The sequence below is a fragment of the Helicobacter trogontum genome (genome assembly GCF_000765905.2).
In the GTDB taxonomy this organism is placed as follows: Bacteria; Campylobacterota; Campylobacteria; order Campylobacterales; family Helicobacteraceae; genus Helicobacter_A; species Helicobacter_A trogontum.
Map to the genome: position 1 here is coordinate 83,827 of NZ_JRPL02000004.1, position 22,253 is coordinate 106,079.

Consider the following 22,253-nt stretch of genomic DNA (forward strand, 5'->3'; position numbering starts at 1 on the left):
ATGGATAAGATATATTGGCGTAATTTTTACAATAAACATAAAATCAATGTCGAACCGTCGCTTTTTGCAAAATTTATATATGATAACTATTTGTTAGGATCCACAAACACAGATTCTACAGGAATTAAAGATACAAAGTCTAATGCTTTGTCTCTTCTTGAGTTGGGTTGTGGAAACGGACGAGATAGTCTCTATTTTGCCACCAACGCTATTGATGTAATTGCAATAGATCAAGTACAAGAAGAAATAGAATTTTTAAACAATTATATACAAACTCTTATCAAAAATGAGGAAAGTTTGCAAGACAATAAAAGAAAAACTATGCAACTTTTGTTACAAGATATGTCTCAAAGATTACACAAACAAAGTGTTCCGCACTTTTTAGCTGGCGACTTTACACAACTTGATAATTTTGGTTTTAGGCGATATTTCGATTGTATTTATTCTCGATTTACCTTGCACTCAATTAGTAAAGTACAACAAGACAAAACACTTGCGAATTGCCTCAAGTATTGCAAAAAAGGTGGAATTCTAGCTATTGAAGCTAGAGGTGAAAAGAATAGTCTTTGTGGTAGGGGCAAAGCCATAGATAATGAACCGAATGCATTCATTTATGATGAGCACTATCGAAGATTTCTGAATTTCGAGCAAACACTACGCGAGATTAAATCCTTGCGTTTTAATCCAAATGATACAATATATAGTCCATTAGCTTGTGATACTGGAAATACGTCAAACAACACTGATGCACATAATAATTTGGCAGTGGAGGGGGGGGTACCACTTACTGCTTTAAAATCCTTTATGCAATGGAAGACAACGGTTTTGCACCATTTAATGGTGAGGATGATTATTTTATTCGTATTGTTGCAAAAAAAGAATCTTGCGGGTCCTAGCGCCATTAATGCTTCTTGTGAAATTTATCCAAGGAGCAAGCAATGAAACCTTTAGTTGTCTATGTTGCTATGGCAGCAGATTTAATTCACCCTGGGCACATTAATATCTTAAAAATTGCAAGGGAATTGGCCGATGCTTTAGAAGCTAAAGAAGGTGTAAAAGGCGAAGTTGTACTAGGACTTTTAACTGATAAAGCCATTGCATCCTACAAAAGATTACCTTATATGAACTACACCCAGCGTTATGAGGTGATTAGTCATTTAAAAGAAGTTGATCGAGTTATTCCTCAAGATAGCTTAAGCTATGAGAACAACATTCGCACCTTACAGCCTCGCTATGTGGTTCATGGTGATGATTGGAAAAGCGGTGCACAGAGTAAAACACGCCAAAATGTTATCGATACGTTACATGAATTAGGCTGTGGTGAACTAATAGAGCCAAACTACACAGTAGGTATAAGCTCAACACAACTTAACCTTGACGCAAGAGCTATTGGTATCAGTACAAACGCAAGATTATCATTGTTACGCCGACTAATTAATGCAAAAACTCCACTTAGAATCTGTGAAACCCATTCAGCAATATCTGCCCTTATTGCTCAAAATTCCTTCATAGAAGTAGATGGCAAAAAATTAGAATTTGATGGTTTCTGGAGCTCCAGTCTTACAGATTCTACAAGTAGAGGTAAGCCAGATATTGAGGCAGTAGAGCTAACAAGTCGCCTGAATACAATTAATGAAATTTTTGAGGTAACTTCGAAACCCCTAATCTATGATGCTGATACGGGTGGCAAGCTAGAACATTTTGTCTTTTCTGTGAGAAGCTTGGAACGAACTGGGGTGTCTGCAGTTATTATCGAAGACAAAACTGGTTTAAAGAAAAACTCACTTTTGGGTAATGAGGTGGAACAAACACAAGAAGATATAGAGGTGTTTTGCGAAAAAATCAAAGCAGGAAAAAATGCTCAAATTACAAGCGAATTTATGATTATTGCACGCATTGAATCTTTAATCTTGGAAAAAGGGCAAGAGGATGCACTAAAAAGAGCTTTTGCCTATATAGAAGCTGGAGCGGATGGTATCATGATTCATTCTCGACAAAAAACACCCAATGAGGTGTTAGCCTTTATGAAAGCCTTTCGAGTCCGAGATTCTAAAACGCCCGTGATAGTTGTACCCACAAGCTTCAATGAAATTACAGCAAAAGAGCTAGGTGAAGCAGGGGTAAATGTCGTTATTTACGCAAATCACTTGCTGCGTGCAAGTTTCATCGCAATGAAAGAAGTTGCTGAAGGAATTTTAAGATACGACAGAAGTAAAGAGATAGAAACTAAATGTATGAGTGTGAAAGAAATTCTTTCACTTATTCCAGGAACGATATAATGCTAAACACACAAGAATTCGGTGATTATTTACAAAGTGTAGGGTTAAAAGATTTTGTGGGTGTGCCTTGCTCATATCTCGCACCACTCATTAATTATGCCATTAATATTAAATCTTTTATTATGAGTAATAATGAAGGGGATGCAATAGCAATTGCAAGCGGGATAAGTTTGTGTAGACATCAAAGGTATTTATCCTATAATTCTTCTTTAAACAACCACTTGCAATCCACGGCAACAAATCTTACGGCTATAAACTCTAGCGGTATTGACGTAAGTAGTACTAAGGTTTTTAATGAAAAAATAAAATTATGTAATTCTGAGTATAAAAATCAAATGCCTACTACACAAGAAATACATAAATTTCCTACCTTACCCCAAAAAATCACATCACAAGCCTATGGTGTGGTATTAATGCAAAATAGCGGCTTAAGCAATGCTCTAAGCCCACTTACAAGCCTTAACTATCCTTTCAAAATTCCAATTCTAGGCTTTGTGTCCTTGCGTGGTGAACGTGACGAAAATGACATAAATACCGATGAACCACAACATGAACTTTTAGGCATCATCACAGATAAGCTATTAGAAATTTGTAAAATCAAGTATGCCTTTTTAGATTCAGATATATCTCTAGCTAAGACTCAAGTGGATCAAGCTTTAAGCTATTTAGAACAAGGGGAAAGCTTTTTCTTTATTGTGAGAGACAAAACATTTTCTAAAGTCTCTCTTGCTAATGAACATTCAGTAGTCGCCAACATTAAGCACCTATCTTTAAGAAAATATGTGCGAGAGCATGTATCTTCAGAAGAAGTTCTTGCCTCAGATTATACACAAAATCAAACCTCAAGTGTTAGGATGAACGAAAGTGTAAATAAAGTTATAGATAAACAATCTACATTCTTTAAACATATAGATTTTAGCAAGAAAAAAAACAACCAGGTGTATCCAAACAAAGATTCTGAATTATCAGAATTCGCATGTAAAACTCCGACACGGCTTCAAGCTCTAACAGTTCTGCATAATCTCGCAAAGGTTTCCAACACTCTACTTCTTGCCACAACAGGTAAATGTGGTAGAGAACTCTACGAAATAAATGATAGTCCAAATCAACTCTATATGGTGGGTTCTATGGGATGTGTGAGCTCTCTTTCACTTGGAATTGCACTAAAAAGCAAACAAAAAGTTATCGCTATAGATGGAGATTCTGCCCTTCTTATGCGGCTTGGAGCATTAAGCACAAATGCATATTACACAAAAGATCAAAACAACTTTTGCCATATTCTACTTGATAATGAAAGTCACGATAGTACAGGTGGTCAATTTAATCTCTCACCATTCGTGGATTTCTGCTCTATCGCAAAATCGTGTGGTTATGTGCATGTATATGAGGCAAAAAGTTTAAAAGAATTTGAAACATATATTAAAGTATTCACGAATCAACAGTTGTCAATCGATAAAAAACATTCGACCTGTGAAGGTATTGCAGAGGTGGAAGCACCAAAAGAATCTATAGGACAACACTGCAATTCGAATAATAGAGATTCTAGAAAGGGTGCATGGTTTATTTACCTTAAGATTCAAAAAGGTTCCAAGGAAAACTTAGGACGCCCAAAGATTACACCACAAGAAGTAGCACAAAGACTTAGTGAGTATATACAAGGGAATGGTAATGAGTTTTAACTACTATAATCCGGTACAAATTTGCTTTGATATAGATATTTTAGAATCTTTACAGACTTTAGCTCAAAACAGCCAAAATAAGAGATATTTGCTTGTAACTTCTAAAGGATTTGGAAAGGGGTGTTCAAATCGAGACATTAGTATAATAACAGAAACTTTACCAACTGCTTGTTTGACTACTTCACATGCTGCATTTCAATATGATTATAGTTCAAAAAATCACCTCACAAAGCCACAATCTCAAAACTTCAATCATGCAACTTCCAATAACTCAGACACTAAAAGAACTAACTTAGTCCAGAGTATTGCAAATATTTTCAATAATATAATTGTCCTTGATTGCATAACGCCAAATCCAGAACTAGACTTCCTGCAAAGCATAAAAGCAAAATTAAAGGGGCAGTACGATGCGATTATTGCACTTGGCGGCGGTAGCGTAATTGATAGTGCAAAGTTTTTTGCTCTAAAAAATGAAATTGCAATTCATCATGAGACACTGGAAATACTAGGAGAAGCACAGGCTCTTCCTCTCTTTGCTTGTCCCAGCACAGCTGGTACAGGTAGCGAACTAACGCAATGGACAACTATTTGGAATAGCAAAACGAACATTAAATATTCTTTATCGCACAAATGCTTATACCCACAAATAGCATTTTATGATATCTCTCTTTTACTTTCTTTGCCTTTAGCACTTACACTGCATACAACACTTGATAGTCTATCTCATGCTATAGAATCTATTTGGAATAAAAATGCTAATCCAATTTCTACACAATACGCAAAAGCAGCTATTGAGCTAATTTTAGAAAATCTAATACCATTGTATGATATGTTAAATAAAAAAAACTTACCTTCTCGCAATTCAGAATACAACAAGCAATCTCTTAAAACCTTACGGAGAAATTTGGCTCTTGCTTGTATGCAAGCTGCCCTTAGCTTTTCAAACACACAAACAGCCTTAGCCCATGCAATCAGCTATCCCATCACAATGCAATGCGGTGTGCCACATGGCTTAGCGTGCAGTTTTTCTTTACCTATTTTACTAGATTGCATAAATGATGAAAGAGCAGATTTAATCTTAAACCCTTATAAACAAAAAATTAAAAATCTTTTTACAAAGCTTCAAATTTCAAGTAATCCGCGTATTTACGGATTAGATTCTGATATGATAAACAATATCTTTAATTCACTGAATGCAAGGGCTAAAAACGGACTACTTGATATAGCCAAAGTAAAAACAGAAATGCTTAGATTACTCTCTAGCTGATATTTTATGAATATTAAGAATATAATAGGTATTCCAATCTCTGTCTAATTTGTATAATTAGATATAATTTTTACTCCACTCAAACAAACAAAGTCTCATTAAATCAATATAAATCAATCATACCTCAAAACAAACTCTAAATAAACATACAAATTACACTCTTTCTAAATACACCTTTTAAAAAAGAGTTAAGATACAATAAGCCTCATATTAAGCTTCTCATGATACTAGTAAGAATAAATAAAAAAGCAAAGTCTAAAAGATGTAATTAATGTAGCTTAAATGTTTAAGCTTTTTTGCACTATCATTGCTTTTAATTTCTAACATAACAAACTTTAAAGAGCCAAATCAAAAGGCTTTAAATAGAGTAACCCTATCTCTATTTATTTTGTGCTAATCATAATTTTATAGTTCTTGTTAAAATAATTTAACCAATCCATCACATTCATATTTTTAAACATTATCAATGGTTGGAAATTTGGAGGATTTTTAAGTATAAGTTGAACATCAAACTCTTTTATTTTATTTTGCATCACATCGCTCAAACCTTGCATGAAAACCTGACTACTCTCACCTATATATGGTGTAAGAAATGGTGTGCCAATAAGTCTCATAAGGCTTAAATTTACCTCAGATTGTGTCAATAAGGCATCTTTTTGTTCTGTTGTTAGCTTATCATTAGATGCAATAAAATCATTAAAAGATTGTTTTGGTTGGATATTAAACTTCAATGAAAGCAATTCATGTGGGATATTTTGAGCTTGTAACTCCTCCTTGTTAGAATCACCATTCATTGCCATTGCTATATCATATAAAATCCCAATTATATGTGCTCGTTCAACATTTGGTGTAAAAGCATTTACAGATTCTAGCCTTGTATTAAAAATCTGTGATATAAGGGTGCATTTTGTATCTGCAGTGACTGTGTGAGGTGTGTCTTCATCAGTTGTATAGAGATATTCTTGCTCACACTCTAGTTTATTTGGCAGCAGTGAATCTACACTATGGTTAAAAAAGGCAGTAAGTGAATCTTTTGTAGAATCTCCAAACAATCTATTCGTAGTTGGATATTTTATATCTGTTTTTACCTTGAATGAAAGATGATTTCTGCTTTTTATATCTTCACCAGTAAGTGTGAAATTATAAAATTGTATCGCTTCATGGACATTGTGATTTGGCTCTGCAAAATCATCCATGTAAAGTGTTATTTCCTCTGATTTGCACTTATAATCCATAAGCCCACTGCATTCAAAAGGTTTGTATTCAAAACGTTGAATACCATATTGGTTGCTTTGAGCCTCTTCTACATAAACACGAGCAAACTCCATGCCTTGGTTAAGACGACTTTCTACCTCTTGCAACATCTTTCTTGAAGCAAAATATAGCACTATAAGCAATATCGCAATGATAACTGCTCCAAAAATAACAATATTTCGTGCAAGTTTATTCATAATATATTCCTTTTGATAATAGACATTTAGAATATAAATATTACCCTGTCTACATAAAAACTAATCTTTGATTCTAACATAAATTTTGTAATCTACAAAATACTCCCTCAATATCGCCTAGCTCGTGCGACAACAATAAAATATATTATTGTCGGGATCGTTTATAAAAATCATTTGTTGCTTTTACAAAACCATCAATACTGCCACAATCATAGCGGATTCCCTTAAATTTATAACCGATAACACGTCCTAATTTTGCCTGCTCTAAAAGTGCATCTGTGATTTGTAATTCACCATTAATGCCAGGCTTTGTCATGCGTAAGATATTAAAAATATCAGGTGTTAGAATGTAGCGACCAATAATAGCTAGATTGCTTGGGGCATTTTCTTTACTAGGCTTCTCAACCATAGACTTTACTTTATAGATCCCATCTTCTAGCATATCAGCTTCAATAATACCATACTTATGAACTTCATTAGAATCTACTTCTTCAATGGCAACTACAGAACAGCGATATCTTTCATAGATTCTCATCATCTGTGTAAGCACCCCCTCACTCTCACTATAACATAAATCATCAGCCAAAATCACTGCAAATGGATTCTTGCCTACAAGAGTTTCACCTGTCAATATCGCATGTCCTAATCCTCGCATTTCCTTTTGTCGTGTATAACTAAAGGTGGCAGTCTCCATAATATTTCGTATTTCACTAAGCAAATTCTCTTTTGAAGTATCTTTTATTTGATGTTCTAGCTCATAACTAATGTCAAAATGATCTTCAATGCTTCTTTTACCTCGCCCAGTAACAATTGCCATCGTTCTACAACCTGCATTGAGGGCTTCTTCCACACCATACTGAATGAGTGGCTTAGTAAGAATTGGTAACATTTCCTTTGGCATCGCCTTTGTTGCAGGTAAAAATCTCGTGCCATAACCAGCTGCGGGAAATAAACAAGTCTCTATCATTTTTATCCTTTTAATGTTGCTTTATTGACAAGTCTAATTATACAAAGAAATAATGCAAATTAGCCTTTTGCTTCAATAATTCCATATTTATTATGGCTCAAGTAGCCATTTCATTACACTCATTCTGCTACCATGTTGTAGATATTTGCGTAATGTAGCTGTGCCTTCAAAATACTTTTCATAATTAAAATTCTCATATGCCTTAAGCATATTTTTAGCCGTGCAATCGTTTTGCAAAAGCTCTTCATGTAAATATTCACTACCAAGTCCAGCTTTTTTAATATCTCTACCATTTTCCTTAAGCATAGCTTGATAGATAATATTTGCTAAACCAACAAACTTCAACTTCACAAACATTCGCGCAATGCAGTAATCAATCCATTTTGCTCGATAGACAAGCACAAATGGAATCTGCATGAGACTTGCCTCAAGTGTCGCAGTCCCAGCACATACAAAAGCAAAAGTAGCATTGCTTAGACCCTCTTGAGTATTATATACAACATGAAATAGATCTATGTTGCCATATATCTTCATCATTTCTGTATCACGGAATTTTTCTGGGACAATGAGCCTTAAAACGACATGTCGATATTTTTTTAAAAGGTTTTTGGCCACACTTCTATAATCATCCATGAGTTTTTTTATTTCACTTTTACGACTGCCAGGCATAAATACAAAAACATTAGAATCTTTATTGTAAAAATATTTAGATTCTGTATAGATGTCAAGCAGTGGATGCCCAACATAACGTGCTTTCTTATCGTAATATTGCAATTCAAATGGCCAAATACATGCAAGTTTGTCAAATAACTTCTCAATTTCTTTTGCACGCCATTCCTTCCATGCCCATACCTGTGGTAATATGTAATACATGATGGAAATGTTTGGATTTTTCTCTCTTATCTTTTTGGCAAGCCTTAGATGAAACGATGAACTATCCATTAAAAGAATCTTATCGCATGTAAGGGCAGATTCACTAAGAATTTGCATTGCTTTTTTAAAGAATCTAATCTTTTTTGCAACATCACTAAACCCCATAATAGCAAACTCTCTAGGACTTAGAATCTGAATGCCAACCTCACTTTCACACACGCCAATAAGTGTGCAATATTCCGGTAAAACAGATGCGAGATTTTTAAGATGCAAGTTAGAACTTGGCTCAAGTGCACTAACAAAAATTCTCAATTGTTTTTTAGTAGCTACAATCTCTTTTCTCATATCTTCATCTGCTACGATCTCATGCATTCTTATCCCTTAAACATTTTCTAAGATTTGTTACAATATTACTTATCATATATACTTATCTGTTTCTAGCTTTAAATGCCTCCAAAAACTCATCAGCACTTTTTTGACTAACCCCCTCCTCTCTTAACACATTAGAGAGTTGGCTTAACATTTCCTCGACTCTTTCTTTCTTTTTATCAATTCGTGCCATTCTATCAGCCTGAGTCTCTTCATCATAATTTTTTTGATTAAAAGTCGTTTCCTTAAAAGCTATATTGTTTGACATCTCATTTAGAGTATGGTTGGCTTGATTGTTTGCTGTTTTTGGTGTACCAATAGATATATAATCATCACTTGTATCGTCCATGCTACTTCGCATTTGCTCTTTAAAGTTATCTTCTTCCGTTAAGTCTCTAAGCTCTATATGTAGTTTGTCATTTTTAAGCTCAAGTTCACTAATTTTATCCTTTAAGCGGAAAAGCCGCTTAGCTGCCTTAAGATATACATCATGTAATTCCTTTGGATATATCATCTGTGCTGCCCTTGCCATAGCGGTCGCACCATTCTTGACATGCACACTTACAACATTTAATGGCTGGAATTCCATAACAATCCCGCTAAAATCAAGCAAATTAGAATCATCATCTTTTGATAGTGCAAAGCTTGTTTGCATATCAAAAGATTCAATACTATTTTCTTGTTTACTTTGTAATAGTTTATTTTTATAAAGTTGTGCTTTTCCTTGCATTTCTTCAATTTCAGCTTTTATATTTGCCAACTCTATATTTGCTTCTTTTAATAAATTGTTCGCATCTGTAATTTCTGTATTTAGATTTTTTAATTGCTTTTCTTTGGCTTTAATGAGAATCTCATATTCTTGTATATTCTCTATAAATTCTTTTTTCTTACTTTCAAAAATCTTTGCAATCTGCCATGCTTCTTTAATGGTTTCAGCTTTAGCAACAAACTCAAGAAAAATTTCTTGCTCATCAATGTTTTGTACAATATGAGCTAATACTTCTTTTTCATCTTCTTTTAAACTCAAGTTACACTCCTCTCTATTAGTTAGTTTCATCTGTTGCAAGACTCAATTGTTCAAGTCTTATATCCCGTCCCTGCGTAATATGCGTATTTTTACTTTTACAATTTGGACAAGTTGGATCATCTAAATTATGAAAAGTATTCTCACAATCCTTGCATTCTAATAAAAGTTTTTCTGTTGTAAGCGTCAGGGTTGCATCTTTAATAGAATCATATTCTACCTGCAAGATTTCAAAAGCACTCTGCAATAAGCTTTTATCAATATTTGCACGCTCACCAACACTCACAACGATATTTTCTACCTTTGCTGCATTATGCTCTTGCAGATGAATCAAGCAAAGATCAAGCAGTGAAGCTACAACTGAGTATTCATGCATATTATTCCTTATCTTATTTTTGGTTTCAATAATGCAACATGGAAATTATTGCGATAAAGTGGCATACTCTGCATAATCCACCCAAATAATGCTACATTACTATCAAGCATTGCACTATATAAATCTAGTGTATTTGCAAATACTAACCATAAAGTAAATGACATAAGCATGAATATTGCACAAACTCTATCAATACAATAGCAAATAGCAATTACGCAAGAAACACATAAGATTTTATATCCTAACGTTCCATATGCCCACTCAAAGACTCCAAAAGCATTACCTAACAATAACAACCATAAAATCGCTAAAAACAAAAAACCGCGATAGCCTATTGTAAAACCTATTTGATTAACAAAAGTCCTAATAATCGAAAAAAAACAAATAAAAAACAATAAAAAGCTTGGTATATCAAATATGCTATAAAGCAACATAGAGAGACTCATGTATTTTATAGGAATGAGGCTTAATATAAATACAAGCAAACTTATAAATCCACGCGTAATTGGTCGTAAAAATGTGCCAAAAAAAAGACGTGCAAGAGAGAGTAAGCCAAGTACTACTGCTGAACACATAAGTGAATATGTAACAAGTGAATAATAAGTCATTATATGCCTTTATGTATGCTTAATAATACTAAACTAATAAACACTAGAGCAAATAGAGTTATACATATAGAATAATTATAGAATCTTGATTCCACAAAGCTTTTACTCCAAAACCTAGCAACTATACAAGCATGAATTTTAGAGATTCTAAAATCCAAAAATCTCACTCCAAACCTCACAATCCACATAATTATGAAATATGTTTTAGAATCTATATCTCGCATAAAATTCCTTAATCTTCCTAATTTGCCATATTTTGATTCATCGCATTGTGTGATGTTATAAGATTGTTAATGTATGTTTCATTTAACGTAATTACATTAATCTTATCTTGCATGTCTTTTGCATAAACAATATAAGCATATGTGCCATATGTCAGTATCCTTGGGTTTATAAATTGAGCTTTTATGCTTTTATCAAGCTCTTTTAATGTTATAAAGTCGCTGCCATTCCACACTGCCAAATTAATTGCCGTATTCTCCTTATTGGTATAAATAAGTATAACATAACGTCCAAAAACAGCTGCACTCATAGCCCCCACACGCAACTCTTTGCTCTCTTGTATGTCTTCAAATTGTAATACCCCATTACTTATTTTACAAAGCTGATAAGCTAAGTTTGGCTTATTATCGCTTTGCCTTGCTGTATTTGTATATAATGCTAGACATTGGTGTGTAGTCATATCATTTACAACATGGTTAATATCGTAACGAGAAGGCAAAGGTATTAAGATTGGATCTGTATAAGGCACATCACTATATGGTTTTACTATCCCTTCAAGTTGCAATTCCTTATTAAAGATTCCAAAAAATGTCATATCGTCATTTATGTGAGTATAAAATGGCAAGATTATACCTTGTATAGTATTATCTACACCAAAGAATGTGCTTGGTTTATGAGAAAAAAATACATTTGTTCTTCCAAGTAAACTTAATGCAGGATTTTTATATAAACTAAAGAGTGTATCTGTATTTTTTTGTATATCATCTGATTCAATACTCTTTGCAATATCCTCTAGGCTTGATTGAAAAATGTATGTCCTTGTAATGAGCGGATTCTGTGATAAGGTAGCATTAAGAAAAAGATAAAGACTAGAATCAAAGTTTTGTGCTAAAACGCTATGTAGAGAGCGTGCATATTGTCTTGTTTGTGCTTTAAGCATTTCTAAGTTAAAAAGCACAATATCTTGACTATGTGTTTTTGTATTTGTAGTGATATTTTGCCATACTCCCTTTCTAGACATTGTGCTGTATTTGCTTGGATAAAAAAGTACACCATGTAATTTCGTGCTCTCTCCCTTATCCTTACTAAGATAAGTGATGAGGTATTTAGTAGGGTCTATTTGCGTCATATCGATTGCGACCAAATTTGCAGAATCCAATTGCCATTGCTCTTTCTCATACACCTCATATATTTTTGAAGATTCAAAAGTAGGTAATGAAAAGTATATATCTTCATCAAAATGAAAGTTCATTAATCCAATACTTGCAACTACGCATAACGTTAAGTAAAACAGATAATCAAGTATCTTCATACATTAACCTAACTTATAAAATTTCTATTTCATGCACTCTATAATCTAGCGAGGATTTTCCCATAAACACAGCGATATTACCCAACTTAGATTCTATACTTTCCCCAAAACTAAAAGAATCTTTTTTGAGGGTGATTTGCTTTGTAAAAGGCAATTTTATATCATATATTTTTTGTGCATTAAGACTTAAGAATTGAGGGAGATTTTCTAATCTATTATGTTTTGCAAAAAGTGTGCATAACGCCTCAAGCAAGATTGGGGCACTAAAGATTCCAGCAGCACCTTCTAACTTTGCTTGTATAGTGTGTGGTGCACTATCAGATCCAAAACTAATTTTAGAATCACCGCTCAAAGCAGCCTGAAGTATAGCATCTCTATCTGCAGGTGTTTTGACAACAGGCTTACAAAACATAAACGGATTTAGCTTGCCTCCTATAACATCATCAAGCGTTAATAACATATGATGAAGCGTAATGGTACCATAGAGATTCTCGTATTTATGGATACATTCTAACGAATGCCTATCGCTCAAATGCTCTATAATTATTGTTAATTTTGGGAAAGTTCTTGCTAATTCGCTAAATACTTCCAAAAACTCTTTTTCTCTATCCATACTAAACCCCGCACTCTCACCATGTATGCTTAGAATCATATTTAGTTTTTGTGCTTCTTCAAGTAGGGTAAGTAAATGCGGACACAATACATCACTCACACCATTCTCTGCGTTGGTAGTCGCACCTTTTGGATAAAGCTTTAAAATCTTAACTCCAGCTAAATGTGCTTGTTTGAGCATCTCTATTGTAAGATTATCATGAATATATAATGCAATGAGGGGGACAAAGTGATCTCCCTTTAATCCATTTTTTTCTGAATCAATTTGCGTTATCCTCATAATTTCTTTTTTATAAGCAAGTATAGCTTCTATGTCCATTAGCGGTGGATTTAGGTTTGGCATAGCAAGTAATGCACTAAAATGCCTTGCACTATAAGGCAACACAGCTTCCAACATAGAATCTTGTCGTAAATGTATGTGCATATCTATTGGATTTTGCAAGATAATAGTATCCATGTTTTACCTCTTGAAAGTAATTGAGATGTTGAAGGTAATCGCACTGAATAAGCTGGAGCGAACTCTCTTTAGAATAAAGGCGAAATTATAACATAAGAATGGAATATATGTGGTTTAGAAAGTGCTAAATTATCGCTTACTTTTAGCAATAAAGTATAATTCACTTACCTTGCAAATAAGTGATCGCACACATATGATTTGTTATTAATACTCAAGGTTACCTTATCTTCATTGCAAAACGCTAACATATAGCTCATGCTCACCTTGACTACTCACATGCAGATGATAATAAGCTCATAAAAATCATTGTAAATTACAGGAGTAATAAAAAATTGTCAATGCTAATAAATATAGATTAATCACCTTGCATTCTGTATGAGATTCTGAGCAATCTAAAGAAGCTTAGAATCTAAGGTGAAATATGATTCTAGAATCCACTATTTCTTAATGCTTCACCAATGGTTTTCCCACGCAAATTACTCATAGAAACATCGCTTGTTGCTACAGGTGCTTCACTTAATGCACGAATTACTTCCATGCATGCACTTATCTCTTCTTTCTTTGCATCTATATATTGGTGTAAAGATTGGAAATCTTTAGCATTTAAAAGTGGCATGGGACTTGCCATTTCAAAAGAGACACTGTGATCTCCCATTGATGCACTTAACTCTGTATCAAATAAATCTCTATCAATAAAACGCGTATTCATTATCAAATCTCTAGCTTGTGAAAGCAGAATCTCGCTCATATTAACATTTGCTGGATTTGTTGGATCTTCTTCTAAACTGAATTCGACCTTTGAAACAATTGTTTGCAATTTATTAAGTTTTGCACTTAATACTTGTAGACAGCCAACAAGCTCATTGGCAGCCTTTATCCCCTCACCAAAACGATGTGTTTGCATTTTACTTTGTGGAACTGCATTCATCATAATATCTTCAATATTATCCAAATCACCCACATACTTTTTAAAAGTTTGCAACATCCTATCCATAACGCGTCCTTGTATTAAAATTTTCTTAAACTAAGCAAATAGTATGCCAACTCTACAAATCATTCCAAACAAACCCACAACGCAGAACATCTAATCCCTTATCAATTCCTAATGTTGCTAGACAATGATTCTAAGTGTAATTACAATTTATAGTCAATAAGACAAAGGCATATCGACAAATATTTACACAGAGTAAAATACATTTATTAAAACAGCATATATTTTCATTAGAATCCTAGACCATGGAATATTACTTTTGGGTGTATCATGCAGCACAATGATGAAGCAAAATTATATAAGTATTTAAAATCGCTCGATATGCTATATCGACATGCAATGCTTGGAGACAATTTTATAGATCTCACTAAGATGACGCAAAATTCCGATATACAAAAGCAAGAAAAATATCCCAATCCTATGCAGATAAACCAACAATACAATAGGCAAACAACAAACCAACCAACTGATTATAATACACAAAACAATATGCAGCAAATTACACAAAAAGTTATGCAATGCAAACTTTGCTCTCTTTCAAAATCTGTAAAAGATTCTGAAAGATTATGTGCGATTTTACCCACAAACCAAGCTTTCAATAATGTAAAAGAAGCTCAAACAAAATCAAAAATATTTCCAAATATTGCCTTTATCATAGAAACACTCCATCTCAAAGAGGCACCAAAAGCTGGCTATGCAATACTAGAGAATCTTGAGTTAAATAGAAGTAATGAGATGCTTTTTGATATTATCGAAAAAGTGTTTTTACTCCATAAAGAAAGTGTATTTTTATTTCCACTTTTTAAATGTGCTGAAGTTGGTGATAATCAGCAAATAAGTAGGCAGGTACGCACACAAGCCCTTGCCACGCAAAGACGTATTTGTAGCAATTATCTTCATACGCAACTAGAAAATGTAGATTATGCTGTATTTTTTGGCGAACATATATGTTTTGACTTCTTTGAAATCACATTGCAAGAGGCAAGCGGTAAGCTACTTGATTACCATACCATGGAGAATAAAAAAGTCATTTGCGTATGTGTGCCAGATATTATGCAAATGCTCATAAATCCAAAGCTGAAAAAAGATGCATTTATTAATTTTGTATTGCTAAAAAATGCAATTTATGCAAATTCATGCTAGAATATGCTTTATCATTGCATTAAGGATAGAAATGTTACATAGTAAAATCATGCAAAAAGTAGCGCTATGCCTTGTTGTGTTCATCCATTTAGCAATCGCAAAAGAGCATATTATGTCCCCATTACCAGCTCCTGAACAAGAGGTTATGGATGTTGAAATAAGAAAATGCTCTAAATCATGTCTCAATAAGTTATATGAAAGTGAGCAATTTTTTAGCTTTGCCTCACACTATCGTCCTACAAAAGATAAAACTATTAATGAAAGATATCAAGCTGTTGCCGAAGAGCTTGGCATTAAAGCCTTGTTACCCTTATTTGACTCAAGCAATGGCCTACGTGTCGCCTTAATGATTCCACAAAAAAATGTAGGTCGATATTCTGTAACAAGTTCAGATGCAATCCTTGCTTATCTTATCGCACATGGTGATAATTTTTCATTCAAAGTCTTTGGTACACAAAATGAAGAAGTAAATAATCTTGTTGCAAGTTATAATAAAATCAGTGAAGAAGAGTATGATCTCATAATTAGCATTCTTACACCAAGAGGCTTAGAGAATCTTTTACAAAATGCAGATATTACAACACCACTTTTTGTGCCCACTATCAATGAAAAACAAGCTGTAAAATTTGCACCTAATAAAAATATATTTTTTGGTGGTATTGACTATGAAAGTCAAGTAAACATGATGGTAACACTTGCTGAACAAAAAAAGAGTGCGATTATAAGCTTTAATGATGATAGTATGATTGGAAAAATGATTGGTGCAATTATGCAATCACGCACGAATACTGCCAAACAAGAAGTAATAGATTCCAAGAAATCTACAAACTTTGCACCCGTTATTGCAAAATATAAACAAGGTATTAGGAATTCTATGGTTATGCTAAATACCTCTGTTATAAAAAGCGGATTGATTATACCTCAAATGGGTAATGCACGTGCTATGCCTTCAGTCTTTCTTTCTACGCAAATTAATTATAACCCATCACTACTTACTTTAATGCCAAAAGAAGACACCAAAAAGCTTTTTGTTGTGAGTGCGATAAGCCCTATACACACACGTTTATTATTATTTAATGAGATTTTATCTGCTGATTTACAATATGATTGGGTTAATTACGCAACCGCGTTAGCCCTTGATATATTTTTAACTCAAGGTAATAGAACAAATATGCGTTTTTTTATGGAAAGCCTACAAGGCAACCAAGTAATGTATAATAATAGGTTTTATGGTGTTAAAGATTCACATTTTATCCCTGTGAAGTTAAAGTGAGTAAAAACAGATCATGAACAAAAATAACGAAGACATAGAAGAACTAAGCATCTTCCTTGCAAAATATGCTGCTGCTCTGCTATCAAGCGGTGCTTATACTTCGCGTATTTCTCGTTGTACAGAGCGTATTGGAGCAAGTTATGGATATGATGTGTCAATGATTATTTGGCTTAAATACATTAACCTTAGCATTGCACAAAAAGATAATTATGAATGTCGTCGCACCCAAGTTAGCTCAAATCCACCTATGAATACAAACTTTAGAATCATATCAGAGCTTAGTGCATTAAGTTGGCAAATACATGATAACAAAATAACACTCAAAGAAGCACGCATAAGATTTGAACATATCATGCAAAACAAGCATAATGGCTTTTTTAAAACACTCTTTTTTGCAAGTCTTGCTAATGCTGCATTTTGTAAGCTATTTGAAGGCGATATTGGTGCATTAATATGTGTCTTTATGGGAACTTTTGCAGGATTTGCAAGTAAGCATATACTTGCAAAAATGCAAGTTGATATACGTGGAATCTATGTGCTTGTGTCATTTATTTCTTCGTTTGTTGCATATATTGGTGTGCATTTTGGTATTACAAAAATGCCAGGAGTTGCTATTGGTTTAAGTATTTTATATCTCATTCCTGGGATACAAATCATAAATGCTTTAACAGATGTTTTACATGAATACACACTAATGGCGTTAAGTCGCGGTGTCAATATGATTATCTTGCTTACCTGTATTGCAGTTGGTGCCTATTTGACTCTAAGTATTGCACATGTGAGCGTGTTTGATGTTTAATCTAGACTTATATCCACAATTACAAGAGTTTTTATATACTGATTTTTTTAATACAGATTCACTGCCACATATATTCTATAAAACTTTATTTGCTATGATTGCAGGATTTGGCTTTGCATATGCACTACATCCTCCCAAGAAGGTATGTTTTGGGATAATTATTGTCGCGGGGCTTGGCTACTTTATCCGTTCAATTTTATTGCAGAGTCCTATTTTTAGCCTAGCTGGTGCGAGCTTTTGTGCAGCCCTTTGTATGGGTTTTGCTGCAATGCTGCTCGCAAAGTATAAAAAAGTTCCTGCAGAAGTTATTGTATTTCCCGCACTTTTGCCTATGTTTCCAGGTAGCTATGGATACAGAAGTATATTATCACTCCTTACTTTTACGCAACACGCCGATGATCCAGAGCAAATCACTTATTTACTCACGTTTTTTAATAATATTACAACAATGCTTTCTGTTTCACTCTCTCTTGTCGCTGGAGTACTAGCAATTTTTATTATCTTTCATGAACAAAGCTTTACAATGACGCGAGGTGCTACAAAAATTTCAATCTACCAAGTGTTGCGTGAGTTGCGTAAAATCAGAAAACACAAGCAAAAATAATCTGCTCTCTTAGCATAACATCTGTATGTTTTAAGTATAAATCTTAATCTTTAGTTGATGCTTGATTTAATATTGTGTTATAGATAATTATTCTGTGTTTTAAATAGTTTAAGTCTAATTTCTTAGCATTCATCACACACAAACTCCTCCCCTAAAAACTTAAGACTAGAAGCATGTAATAAAAGTCTATCTATCCCACAATAAGACGCCCTTATATCTTTAAAGATTTTTTGTTGGTGTGTAGGTAAAGCATAATAAAAAATCAAAAATGTAAAAAAGCTAGATTTAAACTCATCATTACACACAACTTCAGAAGATTGTTTGCATGTGTATGATTTATGTATAGTTTGATAAGGATACTTAGATTCACCACTATTACAAGTGCAAGATGAGAAAAAGCAAGGGATTATATTCTGACTAAGAGATAAAGATAAAAATTTATATGATGGAAAAATAACTTGTATATTTTCCATACTTTGATAGCTTATAAATGCTGCTTGTATAGAATCTTTTTTGCCTTCTATTTCACACTCCACACTCATGCTTAAAGGTATGGAGCTTAAAGATTTTGACATTTGTGCAGATGTTTGGCATGTTGGTATAGAATGTGTAAAATCTAGTTTTTTTCTTGTTTGCAATTCACTCTCACAATACTTAGAATCTGACGTCTTAAGAGTTGCACTAAAAGTTCGATGCGTATCAACAAAAGACGCTATACTGCACAGCAGTTTTTGAGCTATAGTTTTATCTCGTTGTAATACATGAGTTGCATAAATATACCCCTTGATGTTACTAGAGTGCATTTTGGTTATAGTTTCAAAAAGATAAGATTCTATAGTTGCTTTTAATTTTTTACTTTGCAAATCAAGAAATAAACTTGCAACAATCGGGCACAAGCCATAAAGTGTGTCGCCTAAGATTTTATGCTGTAAGCTTGATGTATGAATTCGCAATTGATGTGTTTTACCACTTAGAGGTATGAGCCTTACAAGTGTAAATTTTGCATTAGATTTCGCCTTTGAAAGCAATAAATGATTTCTTTCATACTCAAGAGTCTTATTACATTCTAAAAAAGCTTTATGTTGATCAGTAGCAAAACGTCTAAATATTGCATCTTTAGACACTTCATTATGTGAGGGATAATGATTCATAGATTCTACATTATTTTCACTTTGTATCCTAAAATTTGCAGTCCAATCTGAATAGTTCCTAATATATGAGAGAAAATTTTGGTATTGTTGCAATAATCTTTTTTCATTATAAAAGTCTTTGTAGTGCAAGGTAAAATCAATATCTTGTCTAAAACCTTGCTTAAAATCATTGACAATATCAACCAAATTTTCCTGGATTTGAGATGGGAAAAATGGATTTTTAGACTTATAGAGATAACCCAAAACCTCATTAAAATCACTCAATACACGGAGTGGTACAAGAATGCTAGTAGCACCTTGTTGATCATTTTGCACAAACTCTTCAGTAATACTTTTTATTTTATTGCAATCAATCGCCTTTACTTTGATGTTACTTGCCTTACCTTGAATACAAAGATTCCCAAAATCTTTTGGAAACATAATCTCTGATTCTATCAGTAAAGGTGTTGTAATTTCTCCATGCAAAATAGCAGTATAGCTTTTTTGAACTCCTCTTTCTGAAAAAAGATTTTTGAGTATAGATTCACTTTTTTTATCAATCGAACATAGTAAAAGACCGCTTGTTTCATAATCAAGTCTATGACATGGATTAGAATCTACACCAAAGTAATACCGCAAAGAATCAAGAATGCTTGCAGAATTTAGCAAATTCTTAGGATGAGTTAAAAGCTTTGATGGTTTATTAAATAGGCAAAAATAAGGTGGCAGTTGTGAGATCTTTATCTGCATATTTGCAATATCTTGTTGCACAATGGCATGATTTGGTGGCACACAAGCAAAGAATGGAGTTAGGCTGATATTATCTGGGATAAAACTTAAAACTTCTATAATCCCCTTTTCTAAAAAATCCTTCTTTTGAATGATTTTAGACCCTTGTCTCACTCGTCTTTTATCAAGTAACTTTTGCGTCTCCTTTTTACTATAACCACATTGTAAAAGAAAGTGCGTAGCTTTTATGCACTCTATCACATGATGATAAGTTCTCTTAAAGCCCATATATTCTATCGATAATAAGCATGATTTGTTGATTATGTGTATTTAGTCGTGTGTTATAAAAATAGTTATTTTGGGAATCAAGGGTTATGGTAGCACGAAATTGTAATTTTGTGCCACTAAGAAAATTATAATCTGCATACTTTTGATTAAAAAACATACCCTTAATAGTGCTATTTTCTGTGTGTTTAAAGTGAAATTCACTAAAACCCTGCCCTGTTTTTTTGCATTCAAGTATTTCCATTTCACATAAAAACTTTGGCAGTGGATTCCCATTTCCATAAGGCTCAAAACTTGCAATACATAAAAAAAGTTCATAACTAATTAAATGTGATGACAAAATACCTAATACATTTTCCTTTTTCTCTATATTATGAGCAATAGGTTTAAAAGATTTTATAAAAGATTCCAAATTGCAATCTTTTAATTCCAAACCAACAGCACCAACATGCCCCCCATATCTCTGCATTAAATGCCCTATTTGCTGCATACTAGAGATTAAATCTACATTGCCACAACTTCTACCACTGCCCTTACACACACCATTGATATTTGTTAAAACAAAGCATGGTTTTTGAAACTCATCTGCCATTTTACCTGCAACGATCCCAAGCACACCCTCATGCCAATCATCCCCCACTGCACACAACATATTCTCATTTTGGGGTATCTGCGTAATAGATTCAAATGCTTTATTTGTTACCTCATCTTGCAAATGTTTTCTTTGTATGTTTAGCCCTTTTAACTGCTTAAGATAGAATCTAGCACTTGCTAAGGAATTTGCACGTAAAAAAGATAGGGCGATCTTGCCATCACTAATCCTTCCTGCTGCATTTAAAAGTGGAATGATTCTAAACCCCAATGCTTGAGAATCTATGCTGCATCTTAGATTCTCCATAAGAGCTTGAAAAGCATATCTTTTACTATTTGGAATATGCTTTAAAGCATACTTACAAATAGTGTGATTTATCGCATTAAGTGGCATTACATCAGCAATTGTTGCAATACCCACAAGCAATAAAAAAGATTCCATTCTTATAGCTTTTAGATTGCTTAGATAAAAATATGCAAGCTTTTGTATTTGCCTGTAATGCAAGGAGCAATCTTTAGTGTTTTCTTTCAAGCTACGGAAAAGCGTGCTAGAATCACTACAAAGAGTTTGCATATTAATTTTTATGGCACAGCAAAAATACCATGCTACCAAACTCCCACAAATATCACTATAAGAAAAGTTGCATTGTATCTGTTGCGGATTAATCATAAAATCACAATAAGGAATTTTTTGGTTTTTATTACTATCTACTTCAAGTGTATGATGATCGGTAATAATCAATCTTATGTCATGCTCTCTACATAATTCCCCTGCTTGAAAGCTACTCACACCATTATCAACAGTTATAATTACTTTCACATCACCATGCTCTCGCAAAATCTCATGGAACAATGTTGTGCTAAAACCATACCCATGCACAAATCTATTTGGCATAGCAAAGGCTACATTATTGTATGAAAGCTGCTCAAAAAAATCAAGCATAATAGAAGTCGCACAAATACCATCAGTATCATAGTCTCCGACAATTACAATCTTTTCATTGCGTAATATACTCTGACACACTATCAAACCTGCTTCCATATTATTATGAAGCTCTCTTGGATGTGGCATATCTTTTAATGTTTGGAATGAAAAATCTTGAAATCTTTCTTGCAAAATAGATTCTATTTCATCAATATGGCTAAAAGTTTGCAACCCCTCTTTAACATCATAACTACACTGCTTTACATCCATGGTAGAATCAGGCATAT

General features: G+C 33.5%; 20 protein-coding genes. 8 read left to right on the forward strand and 12 right to left on the reverse strand.

The features are described from left to right. From LS81_RS02965 to LS81_RS02980, 4 genes are read left to right on the forward strand one after another with little or no spacing between them, the layout of a single operon-like run. On the forward strand, window positions 1-942 hold the full coding sequence (locus tag LS81_RS02965; RefSeq protein ID WP_104696492.1) for a class I SAM-dependent methyltransferase: 942 nt from the start codon (window positions 1-3) through the stop codon (window positions 940-942). Next, window positions 939-2,279 (forward strand): phosphoenolpyruvate mutase, encoded by a 1,341-nt coding sequence (aepX, locus tag LS81_RS02970; RefSeq protein ID WP_267892489.1) that lies wholly within the window; start codon window positions 939-941, stop codon window positions 2,277-2,279. The genes LS81_RS02965 and aepX overlap by 4 nt, the downstream gene beginning before the upstream one ends. After that, the gene (locus tag LS81_RS02975) at window positions 2,279-3,958 is read left to right on the forward strand and encodes a thiamine pyrophosphate-dependent enzyme (protein WP_034344479.1); all 1,680 of its coding nucleotides are present in this window, start codon (window positions 2,279-2,281) and stop codon (window positions 3,956-3,958) included. Before aepX ends, LS81_RS02975 begins: the two co-directional genes overlap by 1 nt. Beyond that, window positions 3,948-5,225, forward strand: coding sequence for a phosphonoacetaldehyde reductase (locus LS81_RS02980; protein WP_034344478.1), 1,278 nt, complete (start codon window positions 3,948-3,950; stop codon window positions 5,223-5,225). Before LS81_RS02975 ends, LS81_RS02980 begins: the two co-directional genes overlap by 11 nt. Window positions 5,226-5,608: 383 nt before the next feature. Here the strand turns inward: LS81_RS02980 and LS81_RS02985 are convergent, their stop codons facing one another. From LS81_RS02985 to LS81_RS03030, 10 genes are all read right to left on the reverse strand, one after another. Then, window positions 5,609-6,676, reverse strand: coding sequence for a hypothetical protein (locus tag LS81_RS02985; RefSeq protein ID WP_034344477.1), 1,068 nt, complete (start codon window positions 6,674-6,676; stop codon window positions 5,609-5,611). 145 nt (window positions 6,677-6,821) lie between these two features. Continuing rightward, window positions 6,822-7,643, reverse strand: a complete 822-nt coding sequence (galU, locus tag LS81_RS02990) for a UTP--glucose-1-phosphate uridylyltransferase GalU (protein ID WP_034344476.1) — start codon at window positions 7,641-7,643, stop codon at window positions 6,822-6,824. Between the two features lie 90 nt (window positions 7,644-7,733). Continuing rightward, a complete protein-coding gene (gene lpxB, locus LS81_RS02995; protein ID WP_162846240.1) occupies window positions 7,734-8,861 on the reverse strand; it encodes a lipid-A-disaccharide synthase in 1,128 nt (375 codons plus the stop codon). Window positions 8,862-8,943: 82 nt separating this feature from the next. Further along, a complete protein-coding gene (mua, locus tag LS81_RS03000) occupies window positions 8,944-9,912 on the reverse strand; it encodes a nickel-binding protein Mua (RefSeq protein WP_034344475.1) in 969 nt (322 codons plus the stop codon). A 16-nt stretch (window positions 9,913-9,928) separates the two neighbouring features. After that, window positions 9,929-10,285: a hydrogenase/urease nickel incorporation protein HypA gene (gene hypA / locus LS81_RS03005; protein ID WP_034317861.1), complete on the reverse strand. Its 357-nt coding sequence runs from the start codon at window positions 10,283-10,285 to the stop codon at window positions 9,929-9,931. Window positions 10,286-10,293: 8 nt separating this feature from the next. Continuing rightward, window positions 10,294-10,893 carry a hypothetical protein gene (locus LS81_RS03010; protein ID WP_034344470.1) on the reverse strand — a complete coding sequence of 200 codons (600 nt, stop codon included), beginning with the start codon at window positions 10,891-10,893 and terminating at the stop codon, window positions 10,294-10,296. After that, window positions 10,893-11,117, reverse strand: coding sequence for a hypothetical protein (locus LS81_RS03015; protein ID WP_034344467.1), 225 nt, complete (start codon window positions 11,115-11,117; stop codon window positions 10,893-10,895). Before LS81_RS03015 ends, LS81_RS03010 begins: the two co-directional genes overlap by 1 nt. A gap of 17 nt (window positions 11,118-11,134) precedes the next feature. Beyond that, entirely contained in the window at window positions 11,135-12,427 is a 1,293-nt protein-coding gene (locus LS81_RS03020; protein ID WP_034344465.1) for a hypothetical protein, read from the reverse strand. A 13-nt stretch (window positions 12,428-12,440) separates the two neighbouring features. Beyond that, window positions 12,441-13,496 (reverse strand): dihydroorotase, encoded by a 1,056-nt coding sequence (pyrC, locus tag LS81_RS03025; protein ID WP_034344464.1) that lies wholly within the window; start codon window positions 13,494-13,496, stop codon window positions 12,441-12,443. Between the two features lie 427 nt (window positions 13,497-13,923). After that, window positions 13,924-14,490 (reverse strand): flagellar FLiS export co-chaperone, encoded by a 567-nt coding sequence (locus LS81_RS03030; protein ID WP_034317876.1) that lies wholly within the window; start codon window positions 14,488-14,490, stop codon window positions 13,924-13,926. Between the two features lie 267 nt (window positions 14,491-14,757). Between LS81_RS03030 and LS81_RS03035 the strand changes: the two genes are divergently transcribed. From LS81_RS03035 to LS81_RS03050, 4 genes are read left to right on the forward strand one after another with little or no spacing between them, the layout of a single operon-like run. Further along, window positions 14,758-15,630: a hypothetical protein gene (locus tag LS81_RS03035; RefSeq protein ID WP_034344463.1), complete on the forward strand. Its 873-nt coding sequence runs from the start codon at window positions 14,758-14,760 to the stop codon at window positions 15,628-15,630. A 31-nt stretch (window positions 15,631-15,661) separates the two neighbouring features. Further along, entirely contained in the window at window positions 15,662-16,903 is a 1,242-nt protein-coding gene (locus LS81_RS03040) for a hypothetical protein (protein WP_034344461.1), read from the forward strand. A 13-nt stretch (window positions 16,904-16,916) separates the two neighbouring features. Next, window positions 16,917-17,702 carry a threonine/serine exporter family protein gene (locus LS81_RS03045; RefSeq protein WP_034317884.1) on the forward strand — a complete coding sequence of 262 codons (786 nt, stop codon included), beginning with the start codon at window positions 16,917-16,919 and terminating at the stop codon, window positions 17,700-17,702. After that, a complete protein-coding gene (locus tag LS81_RS03050) occupies window positions 17,695-18,306 on the forward strand; it encodes a threonine/serine exporter family protein (protein WP_034317887.1) in 612 nt (203 codons plus the stop codon). Before LS81_RS03045 ends, LS81_RS03050 begins: the two co-directional genes overlap by 8 nt. 122 nt (window positions 18,307-18,428) lie before the next feature. Here the strand turns inward: LS81_RS03050 and LS81_RS03055 are convergent, their stop codons facing one another. Together LS81_RS03055 and LS81_RS03060 are read right to left on the reverse strand one after the other, a co-directional pair. Continuing rightward, on the reverse strand, window positions 18,429-20,453 hold the full coding sequence (locus LS81_RS03055; RefSeq protein ID WP_034344459.1) for a pseudouridine synthase: 2,025 nt from the start codon (window positions 20,451-20,453) through the stop codon (window positions 18,429-18,431). Next, window positions 20,443-22,251, reverse strand: a complete 1,809-nt coding sequence (locus LS81_RS03060; RefSeq protein ID WP_034344453.1) for a single-stranded-DNA-specific exonuclease RecJ — start codon at window positions 22,249-22,251, stop codon at window positions 20,443-20,445. The genes LS81_RS03055 and LS81_RS03060 overlap by 11 nt, the downstream gene beginning before the upstream one ends. Window positions 22,252-22,253 lie beyond the last annotated feature (2 nt).